This is a genomic window from Demequina litoralis, assembly GCF_030418455.1.
Classification (GTDB): Bacteria; Actinomycetota; Actinomycetes; order Actinomycetales; family Demequinaceae; genus Demequina; species Demequina litoralis.
This window is the reverse complement of sequence record NZ_JAUHPW010000003.1, coordinates 168,405-188,121: the sequence shown is the minus strand read 5'-3', so window position 1 is coordinate 188,121 and position 19,717 is coordinate 168,405. Positions and strand designations below refer to the sequence as shown.

15 protein-coding genes are annotated in these 19,717 nt (G+C 72.4%); 9 read left to right on the top strand and 6 right to left on the bottom strand.

Translation table 11 applies throughout. The features are described 5' to 3' along the window. Positions 1 to 131 precede the first annotated feature (131 nt). The 5 genes from QQX09_RS05325 to QQX09_RS05305 all read left to right on the top strand — a co-directional run bounded on the left by QQX09_RS05325 (position 132) and on the right by QQX09_RS05305 (position 6,280). Positions 132 to 1,166, top strand: a complete 1,035-nt coding sequence (locus QQX09_RS05325) for a DUF998 domain-containing protein (protein WP_301131724.1) — start codon at positions 132 to 134, stop codon at positions 1,164 to 1,166. Between the two features lie 121 nt (positions 1,167 to 1,287). Further along, complete coding sequence (locus tag QQX09_RS05320; protein WP_301131723.1) at positions 1,288 to 1,647, top strand: DUF2200 domain-containing protein; 360 nt, start codon at positions 1,288 to 1,290, stop codon at positions 1,645 to 1,647. Positions 1,648 to 1,753: 106 nt separating this feature from the next. Beyond that, positions 1,754 to 4,501 (top strand): helix-turn-helix transcriptional regulator, encoded by a 2,748-nt coding sequence (locus tag QQX09_RS05315; RefSeq protein ID WP_301131722.1) that lies wholly within the window; start codon positions 1,754 to 1,756, stop codon positions 4,499 to 4,501. Between the two features lie 101 nt (positions 4,502 to 4,602). After that, on the top strand, positions 4,603 to 5,427 hold the full coding sequence (locus tag QQX09_RS05310) for an alpha/beta fold hydrolase (protein ID WP_301131721.1): 825 nt from the start codon (positions 4,603 to 4,605) through the stop codon (positions 5,425 to 5,427). 28 nt (positions 5,428 to 5,455) lie between these two features. Further along, positions 5,456 to 6,280 carry an alpha/beta hydrolase gene (locus QQX09_RS05305; RefSeq protein ID WP_301131720.1) on the top strand — a complete coding sequence of 275 codons (825 nt, stop codon included), beginning with the start codon at positions 5,456 to 5,458 and terminating at the stop codon, positions 6,278 to 6,280. A gap of 3 nt (positions 6,281 to 6,283) precedes the next feature. Here QQX09_RS05305 and QQX09_RS05300 read toward each other — a convergent pair whose 3' ends face one another. After that, a complete protein-coding gene (locus QQX09_RS05300) occupies positions 6,284 to 8,044 on the bottom strand; it encodes a SulP family inorganic anion transporter (RefSeq protein ID WP_301131719.1) in 1,761 nt (586 codons plus the stop codon). 113 nt (positions 8,045 to 8,157) lie between these two features. On the opposite strand from QQX09_RS05300, the gene QQX09_RS05295 reads away from it, so the two are divergent. The 3 genes from QQX09_RS05295 (at position 8,158) to QQX09_RS05285 (ending at position 12,329) form a co-directional block, all read left to right on the top strand. Continuing rightward, a complete protein-coding gene (locus tag QQX09_RS05295) occupies positions 8,158 to 9,264 on the top strand; it encodes an FUSC family protein (RefSeq protein WP_301131718.1) in 1,107 nt (368 codons plus the stop codon). A gap of 99 nt (positions 9,265 to 9,363) precedes the next feature. Next, positions 9,364 to 11,307, top strand: a complete 1,944-nt coding sequence (locus QQX09_RS05290) for a glycoside hydrolase family 127 protein (protein ID WP_301131717.1) — start codon at positions 9,364 to 9,366, stop codon at positions 11,305 to 11,307. A gap of 29 nt (positions 11,308 to 11,336) precedes the next feature. Then, a complete protein-coding gene (locus QQX09_RS05285; RefSeq protein ID WP_301131834.1) occupies positions 11,337 to 12,329 on the top strand; it encodes a LacI family DNA-binding transcriptional regulator in 993 nt (330 codons plus the stop codon). Positions 12,330 to 12,549: 220 nt separating this feature from the next. Here QQX09_RS05285 and QQX09_RS05280 read toward each other — a convergent pair whose 3' ends face one another. The 5 genes from QQX09_RS05280 to QQX09_RS05260 all read right to left on the bottom strand — a co-directional run bounded on the left by QQX09_RS05280 (position 12,550) and on the right by QQX09_RS05260 (position 18,027). Further along, positions 12,550 to 13,263 (bottom strand): YesL family protein, encoded by a 714-nt coding sequence (locus tag QQX09_RS05280; RefSeq protein ID WP_301131716.1) that lies wholly within the window; start codon positions 13,261 to 13,263, stop codon positions 12,550 to 12,552. Further along, positions 13,263 to 14,612 carry an arabinan endo-1,5-alpha-L-arabinosidase gene (locus tag QQX09_RS05275; protein WP_301131715.1) on the bottom strand — a complete coding sequence of 450 codons (1,350 nt, stop codon included), beginning with the start codon at positions 14,610 to 14,612 and terminating at the stop codon, positions 13,263 to 13,265. The genes QQX09_RS05280 and QQX09_RS05275 overlap by 1 nt, the downstream gene beginning before the upstream one ends. Position 14,613: 1 nt before the next feature. Beyond that, positions 14,614 to 15,564: a carbohydrate ABC transporter permease gene (locus QQX09_RS05270; protein WP_301131714.1), complete on the bottom strand. Its 951-nt coding sequence runs from the start codon at positions 15,562 to 15,564 to the stop codon at positions 14,614 to 14,616. An 18-nt stretch (positions 15,565 to 15,582) separates the two neighbouring features. Beyond that, the gene (locus tag QQX09_RS05265) at positions 15,583 to 16,536 is read right to left on the bottom strand and encodes a carbohydrate ABC transporter permease (RefSeq protein ID WP_301131713.1); all 954 of its coding nucleotides are present in this window, start codon (positions 16,534 to 16,536) and stop codon (positions 15,583 to 15,585) included. Positions 16,537 to 16,614: 78 nt separating this feature from the next. Continuing rightward, positions 16,615 to 18,027 carry an ABC transporter substrate-binding protein gene (locus QQX09_RS05260; protein WP_301131712.1) on the bottom strand — a complete coding sequence of 471 codons (1,413 nt, stop codon included), beginning with the start codon at positions 18,025 to 18,027 and terminating at the stop codon, positions 16,615 to 16,617. Between the two features lie 386 nt (positions 18,028 to 18,413). Between QQX09_RS05260 and QQX09_RS05255 the strand changes: the two genes are divergently transcribed. Further along, positions 18,414 to 19,697: a glycoside hydrolase family 27 protein gene (locus tag QQX09_RS05255; RefSeq protein WP_301131711.1), complete on the top strand. Its 1,284-nt coding sequence runs from the start codon at positions 18,414 to 18,416 to the stop codon at positions 19,695 to 19,697. Positions 19,698 to 19,717 lie beyond the last annotated feature (20 nt).

The window sequence follows — 19,717 nt, the reverse complement described above, 5'->3', positions numbered from 1 at the left end:
TACCGACCGGCAACGGCGCGCAGGTCCCGGCGGAGGCCGCGACGCTCCCCACGCTCCCGCGCCGGGCGCCACCCGCCGGCGCATCCGCGCCGGTACGCTCCGAAGCATCGACGATGCGGACGGGAGCGCGCATGACGGACAGGACGCCACGGCTGCCCTTGCGCGAGCGCGCGCAGACCACGCTCGAGCTCACCGCCACCGGTCTCGGCGCGCTCGCCTTCGGCGTGGTCGCCACGATCGCCCTGCCGGTGTTCGGCTTCGACGAGGCTCCGATCGCCGGGCCGGGGTCCTTGGGGCAGTACGCCGCCATCGCGTCGGCCGTCGCGGCGATGCTCGCGTTCGCGGCGGGCCGCTACGTCGTGCACGCGCAGGGACGCCACAGGATCGCGGGCACCCTCGACGTGATCGACATCGCGGCGCTCGCGTTCGCGCACGGGATCATCGCGCTCCTCAGCTGGACCCTCACCGCGGTGATCCTCTCCGACGCGTTCATCGGGGCCACCGTCTTCTGGCTGCCGATCGTCGCGCTCTCCGGCGCGACCGCGGCCGTGTCCGCGTACGTGGCGTTCCTCTCGGCGGCGCACATGGACGCGCAGCTCCTCGCGATCGTGCTCGCGGTGTTCCTGGTCCTGGGCGTGCTCGCGAGCATGCTCACGACGAGCGACCCGGACTGGTGGAAGATCCACCTCAGCACGCTCGGCATCTCGCACGACGTCTCGGCGCTCGCCTTCAACCTCACTCTCATCGTCGCCGGATTCCTGGTGACGATCCTCGCGCGCGCCGCGACGCGCGACATCCCGACGGCCTCGGAGCAGGGCGTGGGCCGCGTGCGGCTGTCGCTCATCGTCGTCGGCGTCTTCCTCGGGCTCGTCGGGGTCTTCCACGTCGACACGCACTTCTGGATCCACACGTTCGTCGCGAGCGGGATGGCGGTCGCCTTCGCGACGCTCACGTTCCGGCTCAAGATGTGGGTGCCGGGGATCTCGCGCGCCTTCCTGCCCGTCGGATGGGGCTTCGTCGCGGTGATCGTCGTGACCGCCGTGTTCTTCGCGGTCGGCTACTGGTCGCTCACCGCGGTCGAGCTCGTGGCCGGGGTGCTCGTCTTCACCTGGATCATCCTGTTCCTGCGGCAGGTGGGCGCGCTCGACGCGGACACGGTCCGCTAGCGGCGGCTCCGCACGCTCACCGGTACCGGAAGAGGCCCGTCGGGACCGCTCCGCACGATGAGCGGTATCGCGGGCGCGGGGCGGGAAGCACTCGGGGAGGATGGGCTCGTAGGCTGGGCGCATGGCATCCGACCGCATCCGCCGCATGACCTTCGCGACCATCTACCCGCTCTACGTCCAGAAGGTGGAGCGCAAGGAGCGCAGCACGGAGGACCTCGACACCGTCCTCACGTGGCTCACCGGCTACGACAAGGACAGCATCCGGGAGGCGGTCGCCGACGAGCGCACGCTCGAGGAGTTCTTCGCGCAGGCCCCCGCGATGAACCCGCACACGGACCTCATCACGGGCGTCATCTGCGGCGTCCGCGTCGAGGAGATCGAGGACCCGCTCATGCAGCAGATCCGCTGGATGGACAAGCTGGTCGACGAGGTCGCGCGCGGCAAGCGGATGACCTCGATCCTGCGCGCGCCCGTCGCGTAGCGCGGAACGAGCACGCCCACGGCTCTCGTGATGGCACCCGTCGCACCGCCCGCGTGACCAGCGCTCCGACGATTCGCTCTATCCGGGGAGAAAACCGCGGGTTACCTTGAGCGATATCGACACTCACCCGGGGGTAGTAGGGCGTGCGGACGAGCTCGGGGCCCTCCACACGCTGATCGCGAGCGCCCGCAACGGGCACGGGGGAGCGCTGCTCGTGCACGGCGACCCCGGGATGGGGAAGACGACGCTGTTGGGTGGAGCGGTCGCCGGCGCCGCCGCGCTGCGTGTGGTCGCCGTCCCCGGTTTCGCCATCGAGTCGTCGCTCGCGTATGCGGCTCTCCAGCGGCTGATCGCCCCCTTCGCGCACCTCGTGGACGGCCTGCCCGGGCCCCAGCGCGACGCGCTGCTCACCGCCGTCGGCGCCACCAGCGGTCCGCCACCCGAGCGCGCGCTCGTGGGCCTCGGGACGTTGTCGCTGCTGGCCCGCGCCGGCGACGAGGCGCCGCTGCTGTGCCTCGCCGACGACGCCCACCACCTCGACCGCGAGTCGCTCGAAGCACTCGGCTTCGTCGCCCGCCGGCTGTCCGCGGAGGCCGTCGCGATCGTGTTCGCGTCGCGCGACGACGACGCCACGGTGCGCGCGCTCGCCGGCGTCCCACGCCTCGACCTCGCGGGGCTGGATCCCGACGCCGCCGCGGAGCTGCTGACGCGGTCCGTCGGCGGCGGGCTCGAGCCGAGCATCGTCGCCGAGGTGGTGGCGCGCACAGGCGGCAACCCCTTGGCGCTGACCGACCTCGGCGCACGGTGGACCGCCGACGAGCTCACCGCCGCCGCCCGCGAGGAGGCGCCGATCCCGGTCGGCCCGCGGCTCGAGGCGCACTACACGGCGGCCGCGGCGGCCCTGCCGCCGGAGACCCGCCGATGGCTGGTGCTCGCGGCCGCGGAGTCGACCGGGGACGCCGCGGTGATCCACGCGGCCGCGGCGGGGCTCGGCATTCCCGCGGGGGCGTCCGCACCGGCCGAGGAGGCCGGGCTCGTCGAGGTCCGCGACGGGGTGCGGTTCAGGCATCCGCTCGTGCGCTCCGCCGTGTACGCGCGCGCCACCGACCTCGACCGTCGAGGCGCCCATGCCGCCCTTCAGGGCGAGGCGACGAGACGCGGCCTCGCCGAGGTCGCGGCCTGGCACGCCGCGGCCGCATGCAGCGGCCCGGACGACGATGTCGCAGCCCTGCTCGAGGCGGCCGCCGACTCCACCGGCGCACGCGGAGGGCGCGCATCCCGCGCGCGCCTGCTCGCGCGGGCCGCCGACCTGTCGAACCGCGCCGACGACCGCGCCCGGCGGCTCGTCGCGGCGGCGGAGGCGGCGATCGGCGCGGGTGCGGGCGTGCTCGCCCGACAGCTGCTGTCCACGGTCGACGAGTCCGCGCTCGACGCGGCGCGACGAGGCGCGATGCGCACCGTCGACGCCCTCTGCACGGTCTACCTCTCCGACGCCTCTCGCCTTCCCACCGTGGTCGACACGCTCGTCCATGCCGCCGACGACTTCCGCGAAGCGGACCCTATCCGGGAGCAGGTGACGCTGCTCCACGCCTTGGCCTTCGCCCTGAGCACCGAGGATCGAGCCGAGGGCTGGCCCCTCGAACGCCTGGGCGCTCGACTGCGGGCGGCAGCCGACGTCGCACCGGGGCGCCAGGCCCTGGCCCTGCGCGCGGCCGGTGCGTTCGCCCTCGACGACTACGCGTCCGCCGTGCCGCACCTGCGTGCGGCACGCGAGATGTTCGACGAGGAGGCGGACGCGGAGCTGCTCGGTCTCGCCACCTTCGCCGCGCTCGTCACGGTCGGCCTGTGCGAATTCGAGGACGCCTCGAAGGTGTGGACGCGACTGGCCGACGAGGCGAGCGCCCGCGGAGCCCTGCGCGAGCTCGACTCGATCCTCTGGGTGCTGAGCTCGCTCGAGGTCGGGCGCAATAACCCGCGCGCCGCGCGCGCCTACCTCGACCGCTGCACCGAGCTGCGCAGGGCGCTCGGCCATGAGGACGCGCAGGCCGTCAACGCGGCGCTGCTGATCTGGGAGGGGCTGCCCCCCGGCGCGGGCGACCACCTCGTGGCGACGATGCGGGCCTCCGGGTACGGCGGAGTCGCACGGATGGCGCTCGGGACCCAGGCGATCGTGGAGATCGGCGCGGGCGAGTACGCGTCCGCGCACGCGCGGCTGGCGTGGCTCGCCTCGCATCCCTACCTGCAGGCCAGCCTCCATCATCTGCCCGAGCTGGTCGAGGCATCGGTCCGATGCGGCCGACACGACGACGCGAGGGCGGCCGCCGCCCGCATCGACGACCTGGCACGGGCGACCGGCAGCCGGTGGGCTCGCGGGATGGCCGCTCGCGCCGCCGCGCTCCTCGCCGACGGCGGCGAGGCCGAGCACCGCTATCTCGAGTCGATCGAGCTGCTCGACATCCCTGGACACGCGGGCGATCACGCACGCGGCCGCCTGCTCTACGGAGAGTGGCTGCGCCGCATGCGGCGACGGGCCGACGCTCGCGCCCAGCTGCGGCTCGCGCTCGAGGTCCTCGATGCGCAAGGTGCGACGCCCTTCGCGGAACGCGCACGCCGCGAACTCGTCGCCGCCGGCGCAGCGGACGCGCCGGCGCACCCAGGCGACGCGCACGGGCCCGAGCTCTCGCCGCAGGAGGCGGAGGTCGCGCGGATGGCTGCCCGGGGTGCGACCAACGCCGAGATCGGCGCGGCGCTGTTCATCAGCCCGAACACGGTCGACTACCACCTCCGCAAGGTCTTCCGGAAGCTCGGCGTGACCTCCCGCCGCCAGCTCGCGGACCGGCTGCCCGGCACGTAGCCGTCTCCGCCGCCCTGCTCGAAGCACTACGTGCGGCGCGTGGTGCGCATGGCGCCTGCCGCGACGCACGCTGGCATCAGGCATGCACCGAGGAGGCCGAGATGCCCAACGTGACCACCGACGACGGCACGCAGATCTTCTACAAGGACTGGGGCGGCGCCGGCTCGCCGGTCCTCCTCAGCCACGGATGGCCGCTCAACGCGGACGCGTGGGAGGCGACGGCGCTGTTCCTCGCGATGCGCGGGCATCGCGCCATCGCTCACGACCGGCGCGGCCACGGGCGCTCGAGCCAGACCTGGGACGGAAACGAGATGGATACGTACGCCGACGACCTCGCCTGCCTGATCGAGCACCTCGACCTCACCGACCTCACGCTCGTCGGCCACTCGACCGGCGGGGGCGAGGTGGTGCGCTACCTCGCGCGGCACGGCACGGCGCGGGTGGCGCGCGCGATCCTCGTCTCGGCCGTGCCGCCGCTCATGCTCCGCACCGAGGACAACCCGGGCGGGCTCCCGCTCGAGGTCTTCGACGCCATCCGAGCCGGCGAGGCCGGCGGCCGTTCGCAGCTCTACCGCGAGCTCGCCGACGGACCCTTCTTCGGGCACAACCGCAACGGGGACATCCCCCAGGGCACCCGGGACGCGTTCTGGCGGCAGGGGCTCTCATCCGGCACGCGCAACGCCTACGAATGCATCGCCGCGTTCTCCGCCACCGACTTCCGCGCCGACCTCGCCGGCATCGACGTGCCGGTGCTGGTGATCCACGGCGACGACGACCAGATCGTGCCCTTCGACATCAGCGGGCGCCTCACGGCGCAACTGGTGCCCGACGCCACCCTCCTGGTCTACGAGGGCCGCAGCCACGGGCTCCCCGACACCGACCGCGAGCGCCTGCACGCGGACCTGCTCGCCTTCATCGGCTCCTGACCCCACCCCACCCCGGAAGGACACGACCATGACCACCGCTCCCGACACCATCGTCCTCATCCACGGCCTCTGGGTCACCCCGCGCTCCTGGGAGGGCTGGCGCAAGCGCTACGAGGCGCAGGGCTACACCGTGCTGACGCCCACCTACCCCGGCTTCGAGGGCGAGGTCGAGACCCTCCGCGCCGATGACACCCCCATCGCGACCGCTTCGGTCCCGGAGACCGTCGCGCACCTCGCTTCCGTGATCGAGGCCCTGCCGCACCCGCCGATCCTCATGGGCCACTCCTTCGGCGGGATGCTCACCCAGCTGCTGCTCGCGCGCGGCCTGGGCGCCGCCGGGGTCGCGATCGACTCCGCGCCGCCCGAGGGCGTGCGCGTCACCCCCGCGTCCCAGGCACGCTCGCTGTTCCCCGCGCTGCGCAACCCCGCGAACTTCCACCGCGCCGTCGGGTTCTCGAAGAAGGAGTGGCACTACGCCTTCACGAACACGCTCAGCCGCGAGGAGTCCGACGCCGTATGGCAGAGGTACGCGATCGCCGCCCCGGGGAACTGGGTATGGGCGTACGGACTGCTCGCCAACTGGCGACCCGGCCACCAGGAGACCTGGGTCGACTACGGCGTGGACCGCGCGCCGCTGCTCTTCATCGCCGGCGGCGAGGACCACATCATGCCGCCCGCGGTGAACCGGTCGAACGCGAGGCGCTGGCGCCGGTCTCCGGCCGTCACCGACTACATCGAGATGCCCGGACGCGACCACTGGACCTGCGGAGCCCCCGGCTGGGAGAAGGTCGCCGACCAGGCGCTCGACTGGGCCGTCGCCCACGCCGCCGGCGCGCGTGCGGCGGCCGCCTGACCCTCAACCGGCCGGGTCGTCCTCGTCGCGCGCGGCTCCCGCCGCATCGTCCCACCGCGTGCCCTCGAGGTCGCCGCGGAGGGTGCCGGTGAGATCGTCCACCGCGGCGCCCACGGTGGGCCAGAAGCGGTCCGGCGTGAAGCGGTCGGCCATGCCGTAGCGGCGCAGCTGGTCGACCACCGGGTCCTTCATCTCCGCGAAGACGAGCCGCACGCCGTGGGCCTGGAGGTAGTCGTCCAGCTCGACCAGCTGGTCGATCGCGGTGGTGTCGACGCCGGTGATGGGCTCGGCTGCGAGCACCACGGTCGTGACGTCCGGGCCCGCGGCGGCGACCCGCGAGCGCACCCAGTCGTTGAACACCTCGCCGTTGGCGAAGAACAGCGGCGCGTCGAAGCGTACGAGGACGATGCCGGGCAGCCGCTCGCCGCGCTCGGGGTAGCGGGAGAGGTCGTGGTAGCCGCGCAGCCCGCGCACGCGGCCCAGCTCGGCCCGGTAGGGCCGCCACGACCGGTCCACGAAGGCGAGCAGCGACAGCACGATCGCCACCACGATCCCCTCGAGCACGCCGAAGATCAGCACGCCGGCCGAGGCGGCGAGCGACAGCGCCGCGTCGAGCCTGTTCATCCGCCACAGCCGCGCGAGCGCGGGCGCGTCGATGAGGCCGACCACCGCCGCGATGACCACCGCGGCGAGGGTCGCGTCGGGCAGGTACGCCGTGAGGCCCGGCACGAGCAGGATGAAGACGACGATGAGGGCCGCCCCGACCACCCCGGTGAGCTGCGTGCGGGAGCCCGCCTGCTCGGCGACCGGCGTGCGGGAGGACGATGCGGACACCGCGAAGCCGCCGAGCGCGCCGCCCGCGATGTTCGCGATGCCGATCCCCGACAGCTCGGCGCTGCCGCTCACGGTCTCGCCGCGCCTGGCCGCGAGCGCGCGGGAGAGCACGGCGCTGTCGGTGAACGCGACGAGCGCGATGCCTGCCGCGGGCGCGAGCAGCCTCACGGCGTCGCCCCCGGTCAGGCCTCCGAGCGCCGGGGCGGGCAGCCCGGACGGCAGCGCCCCGACCACCGTCAGCTCGTCCGCGAGGCCGAGCGCCCACGTCGCGAGGGTCGCGATCACCACGGCGACGAGGACGCCCGGCACGGGCGAGCGGAGGCGGCGCAGCACGAGGATCACGGCGAGCGAGGCGAGGCCCATCGAGGCGGCGACCCCGGTCGCGTCCCCGCCGGCGAGTCCGCGCGCGGTGGCCGCGAGCTCGTCCCACCACGCGTCGGCGTCGACGGGCACGCCCAGCAGCTTGGGCAGCTGCGACGCGATCACCACGAGCGCGATCGCGTTGAGGTAGCCCACACGCACCGGCTTCGACAGCAGGTCCGTGACGAAGCCGAGCCGCAGGATCCCTCCGAGCAGCATGAAGGCGCCCACGAGGATGGACAGCAGGCCCGCGAGCGCGACCGCGCGGGCGCCGTCGCCCGCGGCGAGGGGCAGGATCGACGCCGCGATGATGGGCGCGAGCGCGGAGTCCGGCCCGAGCACGAGGATCCGCGACGGCCCCACGAGGGCGTAGACCACCAGCGGCACGATCGTCGCGTAGAGCCCCGTCTCGGGCGGCAGGCCCGCGACGCGCGCATAGCCCATGCCTGCCGGGATCAGCAGGGCCGTCACCACGATCCCGGCGCGGATGTCGGGCCACAGCCAGGCGCGCCGGTACCCGCGTGCCACCCGGATCCCGGGCAGCCACCGGTCCATCGCCGTGGTCGCCATCGCCGCCCCTGCCCCCATCCTCGCAAAGGAGCAGGGACGATGCGCGGCCTGGCGTCGCGTTCCCCCGACGCACCGGCCCGGGTCCGTGGCACCCTGGCGAGGGAGGCCGAGGCATGGCGGACGATGCGCGCGAGACCCGGGCCCGCGGCAGGGCTGCCGGGGCGGGTCGTGCGTGGGCGGGCGGAGCCGGCCGTGCCGTCGCGAGCCTCGGGACGATGCACCCCTACGAGGGCAGGCGATGGCCGGTTGCGCTCCAGGCGGCCGTCGCGATGGCGACACCGGCCGCGGTGGGCGTGCTCGTCGGCCATCCGAGCACGGGCCTGCTCGCCTCGAGCGGCGCGTTCACGACCCTGTACGCCGCGCATCGGTCGCCCGCGGAGCGCGCCCGGATCCTGCCGCTGATCGCGCTGGTCCTCACCGCCTGCGCCGTGGCCGGCGTCGCGACCGGCCCGTCGCCGCTCGCGACCGCGATCGGCCTCGTCGTCGTGACGGCGGTCGCGGCGGCGATCGTCTACGGCTTCTCGGTGGGCCCGCCGGGCCCCCTGTTCCCGCTCATCTCGTACGGGCTCGCGTCGCACGTGAGCGTGCTCGAGGACGGCGTGCGCCACACCCCGCCCGGCGAGGTCATCGGCGCGTACGCCGCAGGCACGGCCTTCTCGTGCCTCGTCGCCGCGAGCTCCCTGCTGCTCGCGCGCAACCGCGCTCCGGTGCCGCGCCTGCGGGAGCTGCTGCCCGGGCCGCGCTGGGACGCGGTCACGACGGAGCTCTTCGTCCGCGTGCTCATCGTCGCCGTCGTGGGCACCGCCGTGAGCCTCCTCGCGGTCGACCCCGAGCGCGCGTACTGGACCGTCGGAGCGGGCCTCGCCGTCATCGGCGCCCGCCCGGGACGCCGCCACGCCGCTCAGCGAGGCCTCCACCGCATCGTCGGGACGGCCGCCGGCGCCGCCGTCTACGTCGCCGTGGCGGGCGCGTTGACGCTGCCGCCGCTCGCGCTCGCGCTGCTGCTCGGCGGGCTCCAGTTCGGCGCGCAGATGCTGGTGGTGCGCCACTACGCGCTCGCGCTCGTGTGCATCACCCCGATGGTGCTGGTGATGGCGGGTGCCGCCCGTGGCGAGGATCCGACGATGGTGGTGGTGATGGAGCGGGTGCTCGACACCGTGGTGGGGGCGACGCTGGGCGCGGCGACCGGGCTCGTGCATCGGCGCCGACGGAGCACCTAGCGTGGCCACGGACTCGCCACCACGGCCTTGCGCGCGGTAGTGTTTACATCGTTGCAAAGACGCGTCCCCATCGCTCTTGCTCGAGGAGGAGCCATGCGCATGGTCCGCACCCACGACGTGTGTGCGCCCGCGACGCCGTCCGCCGTCGCCGGTCACGACCTCACCCCGCTGCCGGTCGGGGCCGTGGCGCTGGACCCCGCGCGCGAGCTGGGCGCATGGCAGACGGTCAACCGCGAGCGCACGCTCCCCCACGTGGTCGAGCGTCTCGGGTCGACGGGCGTGCTGGACAACCTCCGCCGGCTCGTCGGCGAGTCGGACGCACCCTTCCGGGGCCCGCTCTTCGCCGACTCCGACCTCCACAAGACGCTGGAGGCGATCGCGTGGGAGGCCGCCCGGGTCCCCGCCGACCAGCCGTGGGAGCCGTTCGCCCGCGCGGCCGCCGTCCTGCTCGCGCGCGTCCAGCGCGAGGACGGCTACCTCGACTCGCACGTGCAGGGCGACGCCGCCCGCGCGCCGTGGGCGGACATGCGGTGGGGGCACGAGCTGTACGTGCTCGGCCACCTCGTACAGGCGGCCGTGGCCCGCGAACGCGCGACCGGCCGCGACGACCTCATGGCCGTCGCCCGCCGCTTCGCGGACCTCGCGGTCGCGGAGTTCGGCCCGTCCTCCACGCGCGCGGACGGTCTCTGCGGCCACCCGGAGGTGGAGACGGCGCTCGTCGAGCTCTACCGCCACACGGGCGAGCGCGCCTACCTCGACACCGCCGCCGCGATGCTGGATCGCCGCGGCGCCGGCGCGCTGGGCGCCGGACCGTTCGAGCCGTCGTACTTCCAGGACCACCTGCCGGTCCGCGAGTCCCACGAGGCGACGGGCCATGCGGTCCGCCAGCTCTACCTCGCGGCCGGGATGGCGGATGTCGCGGCCGAGACCGGGGACGGCACGCTCGAGGCGGCGCTCGAGCGGCTGTGGGCCTCCGCCCACGGCACCAAGGCGTACGTCACGGGCGGGATGGGGTCGCGCCACCGGGACGAGTCGTTCGGCGACCCGTACGAGCTCCCGCCGGACCGCGCCTACGCGGAGACGTGCGCCGCGATCGCCGCCTTCCAGTGGGACTGGCGCATGCTGCTCGCGTCCGGGGACGCACGCCACGCCGACGCGATGGAGCGGGTCCTGCTCAACGGCATCGCGGCCGGCGTGTCGACGGACGGGCGGCGCTTCTTCTACTCGAACCCGCTCCAGCTGCGCAGCGGCCACGACGGCGCGAGCGAGGACACGCCGTCGGAGCGCCTCGACTGGTACGGCTGCGCGTGCTGCCCGCCCAACCTGGCGCGGCTCGTGTCCTCGCTAGGCGCGTACGTGGCGACCGGCACCGAGCAGCGCGCCCGCCTGTACCTCTACGCCGCGGGCACGGTGCGCCTCGGGGCGACCACGCTCGACGTGCGCACGGACTACCCGTGGGACGGACGCGTCGAGATCGACGTGACCGGTCCGCTCGAGGAGCTCGCGCTGCGCGTGCCGGGCTGGTGCGAGGACGCCGCCCTCGAGGTGGACGGCGTCGCCGCGGACGCCGCGCCAGACCCGGACGGCTACGTCCGCGCGGCCCTCGCACCCGGCGGCCACCGCATCGTCCTCACCCTGCCGATGCCGGTGGACGTGCTCGCGCCCCACCCCCGCGTCGACGCGGTGCGCGGTTGCGTCGCGCTCCGCCGCGGACCCGTGGTGTTCTGCCTCGAACAGCCCGACCTCCCGGCGGGCGTGCCCCTTGAGGACGTGCGGATCGACCTCACGGTCGCTCCGCGCGTCGGCCCTGGTGTGAGGTCGTTGCGCGCGGGCGCGACGGTGCTCGCGGAGGGCGTCGTGCGCAGCTCCGAGGGGCTCCCGCGGGCGACCGCGCTGCGCCGGTCCTCGCGCCCGTCCGCGCCTTCTGGCATGCTTCCTGGCAGGATCGCCCTGCGCGCCATCCCGTACGCCCGCTGGGCGAACCGTGCAGGCGGCGCGATGCGCGTGTGGATCCCCGTCGACGAGGAGGGCTTGACCACGTGAACGGCTCGGGCGTGCGCGGCACGGTGACGATGCATGACGTCGCGGCACGTGCGGGGGTGTCGATCAAGACCGTCTCGAACGTCGTGAACAACTACCCGCACATCCGTCCCGCGACGCGCGCCAAGGTGCAGGAGGCGATCGACGAGCTCGGCTACCGGATGAACCTCTCGGCGCGCAGCCTGCGCCAGGGGCGCACGGGCATCATCGGGCTCGCGCTGCCGGAGCTGTCGCTGCCGTACTTCGCGGAGCTCGCCGACTCGGTCATCCGCGCGGCGGAGGCCCGCGGCGTCGTCGTGCTCATCGAGCAGACGAGCGCGGACCGCCAGCACGAGCTCGACGTCCTCACGTCGGACCGCCGCCAGCTCACCGACGGCCTCATCTTCTCGCCGCTCGAGCTGGGCCCCGACGACGCCGATGCGCTCAAGGTCGACTACCCGCTCGTCGTGCTCGGCGAGCGCATCTTCGGCGGCGACTGGGACCACGTCACCATGAACAACGTCGACGCCGCTCGCGCCGCGACCCAGCACCTCATCGACCAGGGCCGTCGTCGCATCGCGGTGATCGGCGCGCACGCGGGCGAGACCATGGGCTCCGCGGCGCTGCGCGTGCTCGGGTACCAGGCGGCGCTCGCCGCCAACGGCATCCCGTTCGACCCGGACCTCGTGGTCGAGGGCGGCCTGTGGCACCGCGCCACCGGCGCCGACTGCACCAACCGCGTGCTCGACTCCGGGGTCAAGGTCGACGCGATCTTCGGCCTCAACGACGCGCTCGCGCTGGGCTCGCTGCACACGCTCCACGCCCGCGGGGTCTCGGTGCCCGACGAGATCGCCGTGATCGGCTTCGACGACATCGAGGATGCCGCCTACGCCTCCCCGACCCTGTCGTCGATCTCGCCCGGGCGCGAGCAGATCGCCACGATGGCGGTGGACCTGCTGCTCGCGCGCATCGCCGGCGAGGACAAGCCGTACCGCCGTGTCATCACCGACTTCAGCGTGGTGCCGCGCGAGTCCACGGCGGCCTGAACGCTCAGCCCACCCGACCCCTCCCGACGAAATGGTAGGTGGTGGTCGGTTCTGAAAGATCCGTGCGCCTCATGGGTACGTGGTTGTCGCTACGCGGCTGAGCCTCACACTGCGGTTGAGCCGGCACAACGACACTGGTCTACCCACGGCGCGCGAGAACGTGCGAAAACCGACCAAGGTCTACCATCTCGGCCGGGGTGGACTCTCAGCGGACGAGAGCTCAGGCGGCGGAGCCGCGCGCGTCGATCTTGTCGAGCCAGCGGTCGACGATGAGCCCCGACAGCAGCAGCGGCACCGAGATGCCCATGAGGATGAACAGCGGCACCCAGTTGAGGAAGACGATCGTGAGGGCCACCGTGGTGACGATGGCGCCGAGCGCGGTGAGCGGGGACAGCAGCGGCGCGAGCGCCACGAAGCGCAGCGCCTGGAGCGGCGGGTCGCTGTAACGGCGCAGCACGTGCGGCGCGTAGGCCAGGCACGCGACCGCGTAGCCGCCGAGCGCGAGGATCGCCCCGGTGAGCACGGCCGCCATGGCGCCCTCGCCGTACGCGAGCAGCACGAGCATCTCGTACCAGGCGAGCCCGATGACGACGATGAACGGCGCGGTCACGGTCGCGGCGCGTCGGAAGTCGGTGCGGTAGCCGCCCCAGAAGTCCTTCCACAGCGCGTCGGAGGCGTCGCCGTCGACGATGCGGCGCAGCAGGCGCGCGCCCGAGGCGGTCGCAGGCCCGAGGCCCGCGACGCCGAGGCCGACGACGGTGCCGGCGGCCATGAGCAGCTGGATGCCGACGAACTGCGCGACCACGCGCAGCCACACCATGATCCGTCCGGTCCAGCCGGGCACCTCGTCGACGTCCGCCGGCGTGCCCTCCATCGGGGGGAGCCGCTTGGGCTTCCCCTGCTCGTCACGCCGCCGTTCCGCCACGACAGCCATCATCCCACCTTGGTCCCCGCGAGCACCGTGCCCTTCGGCCCGATCGCGGCGAAGGCGAGGGTCTCGCGTCCGCGCACCGCGTCCCACGCGGGGAACACCACGGCGTCGACGGGCGCGTCGCCGTCGCGCGTGAAGCGGCCGCGGCCGTGCGCGACGAGGCCGGACAGCGCATCGTGCCCGACGGTGATCCGGCGCGAGTCCTGGACCGCCTCCGTGGGCAGGGACCAGTCCACGATCTCCCACTCGCCCGCGAGCCCGGAGACGTCCGCCGGCCAGGTCGACTCGTCGTCGCGCTCACGCGTGCCTGCCCACGTCTGGACGGACACGAGCGGCCACCCGCCGTGCGTCCACACGAGGCGGCGCACCTGGACCTCGTGCTGGCGAGGCGTCTCCGCGAAGCGCGTGTGGTGCACGAGCAGCTGGCGGCCCGGCTCGGTGAGCACCGCGGCGTGGCCGGGCGCGAGGATGCCGCGCTCGGCGCCCTCGAGCCGGTGGCTCGCGAGCACGGTGAGGCCGGTGACGAGCGGGTCGGCATCGAGGTCCGTCATCTCGCGGCCCTCGTGGTCGACGTACGGGCCGTAGAGGTCCTCGGCCACCGCGACGCGCACGTGGTACGTGTTCACGAGGGAGTCGTACGAGACGATCAGCGCCCAGCCGCCGCCGGGGCGGGGGACGATGTACGGCCCCTCGATCGCGGTGTCGACGGACTTCGGACGCCTCGCGATGAGGGTTCCCGGGGACGATGCGGGGGCGCCGGGCGCCGGGGCGTCCAGGGCGAAGCCGGTCGCCGGGTCGATCTCGAGGATGTGAAGGCCGCCGAAGAACGAGCCGTAGACCATGTGGTGGCGCGCGCCGTCGATCACGAGCTGCGCGTCGATCGCGTTGTGGCCGTCGCGGTCGTGCTCGGTCGCGACCACGATCCCGCGGTCGGCCCACGGCCCGCGCGGGTGCGGGGCGACGGCGAGGCCGATGGCCGACGTGCGCGAGCCGAAGCTCGAGGCGGAGTAGTACATCCGCCACTCGACGCCGGCGGGGGTCTCGACGCGCACGACGTCGGGGGCCCACAGGCCCTCGGCACCCGCGTGCTCGCGCGCCGGAGCCGGCACACCCTCGAGCGCGCAGCCGACGTACTCCCACGTCACCAGGTCGGTGGAGCGGCGGACCTGGGCGCCCGCTGCCCGCAGGCGGCCGTCGGCGTCCGCGTCCGTGGAGAAGAGCCAGTAGACGCCGTCGTCGTCGCGCACCGCGGTCGGGTCGTGCGCGTTGCGCGCGCCCCACGTGGACGGATCGGGCCGGGAAGGGGCAGCGGCCCCGGCGTTCGCCGGGGCCGCGTGCTGAGAGGTGCTCATGTCAGGTCTTCGATCCGGTCAGCGCGATCGACTCGATGATCTGACGCTGGAAGATGAGGAACACGATGAGGATCGGGATCACGGAGATCACCGACGCGGTCATGATGAGCGGGTAGTCGCGCTGCGTGGCGTACTGCACGTTCATGTTCGCGATGACGACCTGGAGGGTCTGCTTCTCGGGCGAGTTCAGGTAGATGATCGGCGCGAGGTAGTCGTTCCAGACCGCCATGAACCACAGGATGAACTGGGCCGCGATCGCGGGCCGCATGAGCGGCAGGATCATCGTCCAGAAGATCTTGAGGTACGAGGCGCCGTCGATCTTCGCCGCCTCCACGAGGGAGTCCGGCACGTTGTGCAGGTACTGCCGCAGGAAGAAGATCATGATGACGTTGCCGAGGATCACCGGCACGATCAGCGGGAGGAGCGTGTCCACCCAGCCGATGCGCGAGAACATGATGAACTGCGGGATCATCAGCGTCGGGAACGGCACCATCATCCCGGACAGCAGGGCGATGAAGATGACGTTCTTGCCCGGCAGACGCAGCTTCGCGAGGGCGAAGGCCGCGAGGGACGAGAACACGGTGCCGACGATGGTGACCGAGAGGGCCACGATCAGCGAGTTCTTGATACCGGAGAGCACGTACGTGTCCTGGAAGACGCGGACGTAGTTGTCCCAGACGAACGGGTCGGGGATCCACTCCGGCGGGAGCGAGTAGACGCCGTCCTTGGTCTTGAGCGAGGTCGAGACCATCCACACGAGCGGGGCGGCCATGATGACCGCTCCGAGCGACAGGACGATCGTCAGGATGACGTTGACCGCCGGGTTCTCCTGGGTGGCGCCCTTGCGGCGCTGGAAGACGCCGACCTTGGGGGCCTGCTTGCCGTGGTCCGGCTCGCCGGCGCCGGCGAGCGCGCTCGAGGCGGCGCGGGCGGTGTTCTGGTTGAGGCTCATCGCAGCTACTCCTTCGCCTCAGTCGATCGAGAATTCGTTGGCACGGTTGATGCGGAACTGGATCGCGGTCACGATGAGGACCAGGATTCCGAGCACCAGCGCCATCGCGGTCGCGTAGCCCATCTGGAGGTTGCGGAAAGCCTTGTTCCAGATGTACCAGACCAGCGAGGCCGTGCTCCACGACGGGCCACCCGTCGGGGTCATGATGTTGATCTCGGTGAAGATCATGGAGCCGGCGATGATGTTGGTCACCACCAGGAAGAACGTCACGGGCTGCACCATGGGCCACGTGATCTTGGTGAACTTCTTCCAGCCGCTCGCGCCGTCGAGCGAGGCCGCCTCGTACAGCGAGCGAGGCACCGCCTGCACCGCCGCCAGGTAGAGCAGCATCGAGTAGCCGAGGCCCTTCCACACCGCCATGATGATCAGCGCGGGCTTGGACCAGTTCGGGTCGGCGAGCCAGTTCGGGCCCTGGATGCCGAAGATGTCGAGGACCTGGTTCACCAGGCCGAAGTCGCCGTTGTAGGCCCACTGCCACAGGATCGCGATCGCCGCGAGCGAGCTGATCACCGGGATGTAGTAGACCGTGCGGAAGAACGTGCGTCCCTGGATCTTGCGGCTCAGCGCGAGCGCGAGCGCGAGCGAGATCGCGAGACCGATCGGGATACCGATCATGTAGAAGATCGTGTTCCAGAGGGCCTTCCAGAAGTACGGGTCCTTGATCAGGAGCGCGTAGTTGTCGAGCCCGATGAACGTCATCCTGCCGATGCCGTTCCAGTTGGTGAGCGAGGCGTAGATCGAGAAGCCCATGGGGAACAGCAGGAATGCCACCCACCCGAGCACGGGCGCCGCCATGAAGGCCGCGGCCCAGCCGTGCTCCTTACGGTGCATGCGTCGGCTGCGCTTCGCTGCGGCCTTCGCGTCCTCCTTCGACCACGTGGTCGCCTCGGCGGGGGGAGCCGTTGTCGCCATGATCCGTCCTTACCTTCCTGTGAGGATCGGGGGCCGGCGCCGGAGCACCGGCCCCCTCTCACTCGGTACTGCTGTTGACTAGCCGGTGACCTTCGCCTGGTCGGCGGCGATCCAGGACTGGTCGAGGAGCGACTGCATCTCGGTCTGCTTGCCGGCGACGAAGTCCGCCGCGGTCTGCGAGCCGTTGTCGACGACGTTCTCGATGCCGATCCAGAAGTTGTCGTACCACTCCGGGGTGTAGGTCCACACGCCGGGCAGCGGGCGGCCCTTCTCCTCGGCGATCTCGAGGAACGCCTTGGTGTTGGCGGGCCAGCCGGCGGCCGGCGCGTCGGTCTCGATCCACTCGCCGGTCGCGTAGTCGATCAGGTTCGGGATCTGGACCTTGTTCTCGGCGAGGATCTTCTGCGCCTCGAGGTCGGTCGACAGGTAGGTCGCGAGCTGGGCCGCGAGCTCCTTGTTGGCCGAGTTCTCCGAGACCGCGATGCCGAGCGAGCCGAGCCAGGTCGACCAGTCGTCACCCTCGTTGGCCACGGGGTAGGGGATGACGTCGTAGCCGAAGTTCTCGGGGTCCGTCTCCGCCTTCTCGTTGTACGTCGCGATGTCCCACGGGGCGACCGGGAAGAAGCCGAGCTCGCCGGCCATCCAGCGCTGGTAGGTGTCGAGCGTCTGCGCCTGCTCGACCGACGGGGTCACGCCCTCGACCAGGCCGAGGTCGGCGAACCACTGCAGCGCGTCGGCGAACTCCGGGGTGTCGACCGTGACGGTCTTCTGGTCCTCGGAGATCCAGTCCGCGCCGGCGCCCCAGACGAACGCCTGCGAGTTCCACACGACGTTGAGGCCGGTGCCCCAGTGGTCGAGCTCGCCGTCGCCGTCCATGTCGACCGTGAGCTCCTTGCAGAGCGCCACGAACTCGTCGAAGGTCATCGGCTCGTCGGCCGAGGGAGCCTCGAGGCCGAGCTTCTCGAACAGGACCGTGTTGTAGCCGAAGCCGAACGGGCCCACGTCCTTGGGCAGGCCGTAGAGGGCGTCGGCCGAGTTGCCGCGCTCGCCCGTCTCGGTGTTGAAGCGGTACGCGTCGGTACCGAACGACCAGATGTTGTCGATGACGTCCTGACCCACGTAGTCGGTGAGGTCCGCGAGCACGCCCGCGTAGACGTAGCCCATCATCTTGCCGGGCTCGATGTAGAAGACGTCCGGGACCTTGTTGCCGGCGATGGCCGCCTGCAGCTTGGTCGCGTACTGGTCGGCGTCGGTGATGATCATCTTCACCTCGGCGCCGGTCTCCTCCTCGAAGGCGTCGATAGCGGCCTCGTAGGCCAGCTTGTCGTAGTCGCCTCCACGGAACATGAACGTGAGCTGGTTCGCTGCGGTGCCGCCCGCGGTGTCCGGCTCCGCGCTCGCGTCGCCGCTCGACCCGTTCGAGCTGCACGCGGCGAGCGTGAGAGCGCCCACCATGGTGGCGGTGATGGCCGCCGCCTTGATCTTTCGCATGTGCTGCCTGCCTCCCTTTCATCGTTGAAGAGTGAGGTCGGCCCGGATACAACTATCCCCGTCGCGGGTGTCTGTCGCATCCTGGTCGTCGTTGACCCCAGGCTCAGCGGATCCGGCCCGGTGCCGGTTCCTTTACAACGATGGAACAATGACACGGCGCGAGGCCATCGGTCAAGTCGGAGAGGTCACGATTCCGAAACACCTGCGAAATACATCTCTCTGCCAGGGATGACGATCGAACACCCGTGCACCGGCCCGCCTACGAGGCGCGCTCCCGGGACCATCGCGCGCCTCGGCACGGACCACCCGCAGGTACCCTCGGGTTGACGCGCGACGGCCATTTTGGGCACGATCGCCTTACAACGATGTAGACGGGAGACGTCACGATGCTCGCCACCACCCCGCCCATGGGCTGGAACAGCTGGGACAGCTACGGCACCACGGTCACCGAGGACGAGGTCCTCGCCAACGCCCGCGTGATGGCCGAGCGGCTGCTGCCGCACGGCTGGGACACCGTCGTCGTCGACATCGCCTGGTACGACCCGACCGCCCGCTCGCACGGGTACAACGACGGCGCGCCGCTCGAGCTCGACGCCTACGGTCGCCAGATGCCGGCCCCCAACCGCTTCCCCTCGGCGGCGGACGGCGCCGGCTTCGGCCCGCTCGCAGCTCAGGTGCACGCGCTCGGCCTCAAGTTCGGCCTGCACATCATGCGCGGCATCCCTCGCCGCGCGGTCGAGCTCGACCTCCCCATCCTCGGCACCGGCTACACGGCGAAGGACGTCGCCGACCTCGACCACGTATGCCAGTGGAACCCCGACAACTACGGCCTGGACCACGACCACCCGGGCGCACAGGCCTACTACGACGCGCAGGTCGCGCAGTTCGCCGCGTGGGGCGTCGACTTCATCAAGGCCGACGACATGCAGGCCCCCTACTACGAGCGCGAGATCGCGGCCTACGCGACCGCGATCCAGCGTTCCGGCCGCGACATCGCGCTCTCGCTGTCCCCGGGCACGCACCTCTCCACCGCCCACGTCGGGCACCTGCGGGAGCACGCCCAGATGTGGCGCATCTCCGACGACCTGTGGGACCGCTGGGAGGACGTCCACGCCCAGTTCGCGCGCCTCGCGCGGTGGGCGCCGTTCCAGCAGCCCGGCGGCTGGGCCGACGCGGACATGCTCCCGTTCGGCCGCATCGGCATCCGCGCGGAGCGCGGCGAGCCCCGCGACTGCCGCCTCAGCCTCGACGAGCAGCGCACCCTCATGACCCTGTGGTGCATGGGCCGCTCCCCGCTCATGGTCGGCGGCGATCTGCCCACCAGCACGCCCGAGACCCTCGACCTGCTCGCGACCCCCGCCGTCGCCGAGGTCCTGCAGGGCTCGACCGACGGCCGCGAGCTGCTGCGCGAGCCGCTCGAGGGCGGCGAGCTCATCGTGTGGTCGGCCCGCGCCGCCGCCTCGGACCGCGTGTACGCCGCCGTCTTCTGGACCGGCGAGGCGCCCTTCGAGGCGCGCGTCGCGCTGTCGTCGATCCTCGGGAACGGTCACGGCGACGTGACCGCGACGGACCTGTGGCCCGCATCGTCCCCCGCCACCGTCGACGCGACCGAGCTCGCCGCGACCGTGCCCGCGCACGGCGTCGCCTGGGTCGCGCTCGACCCCCGCTGAACCCCTCGGAAGGACCCCTC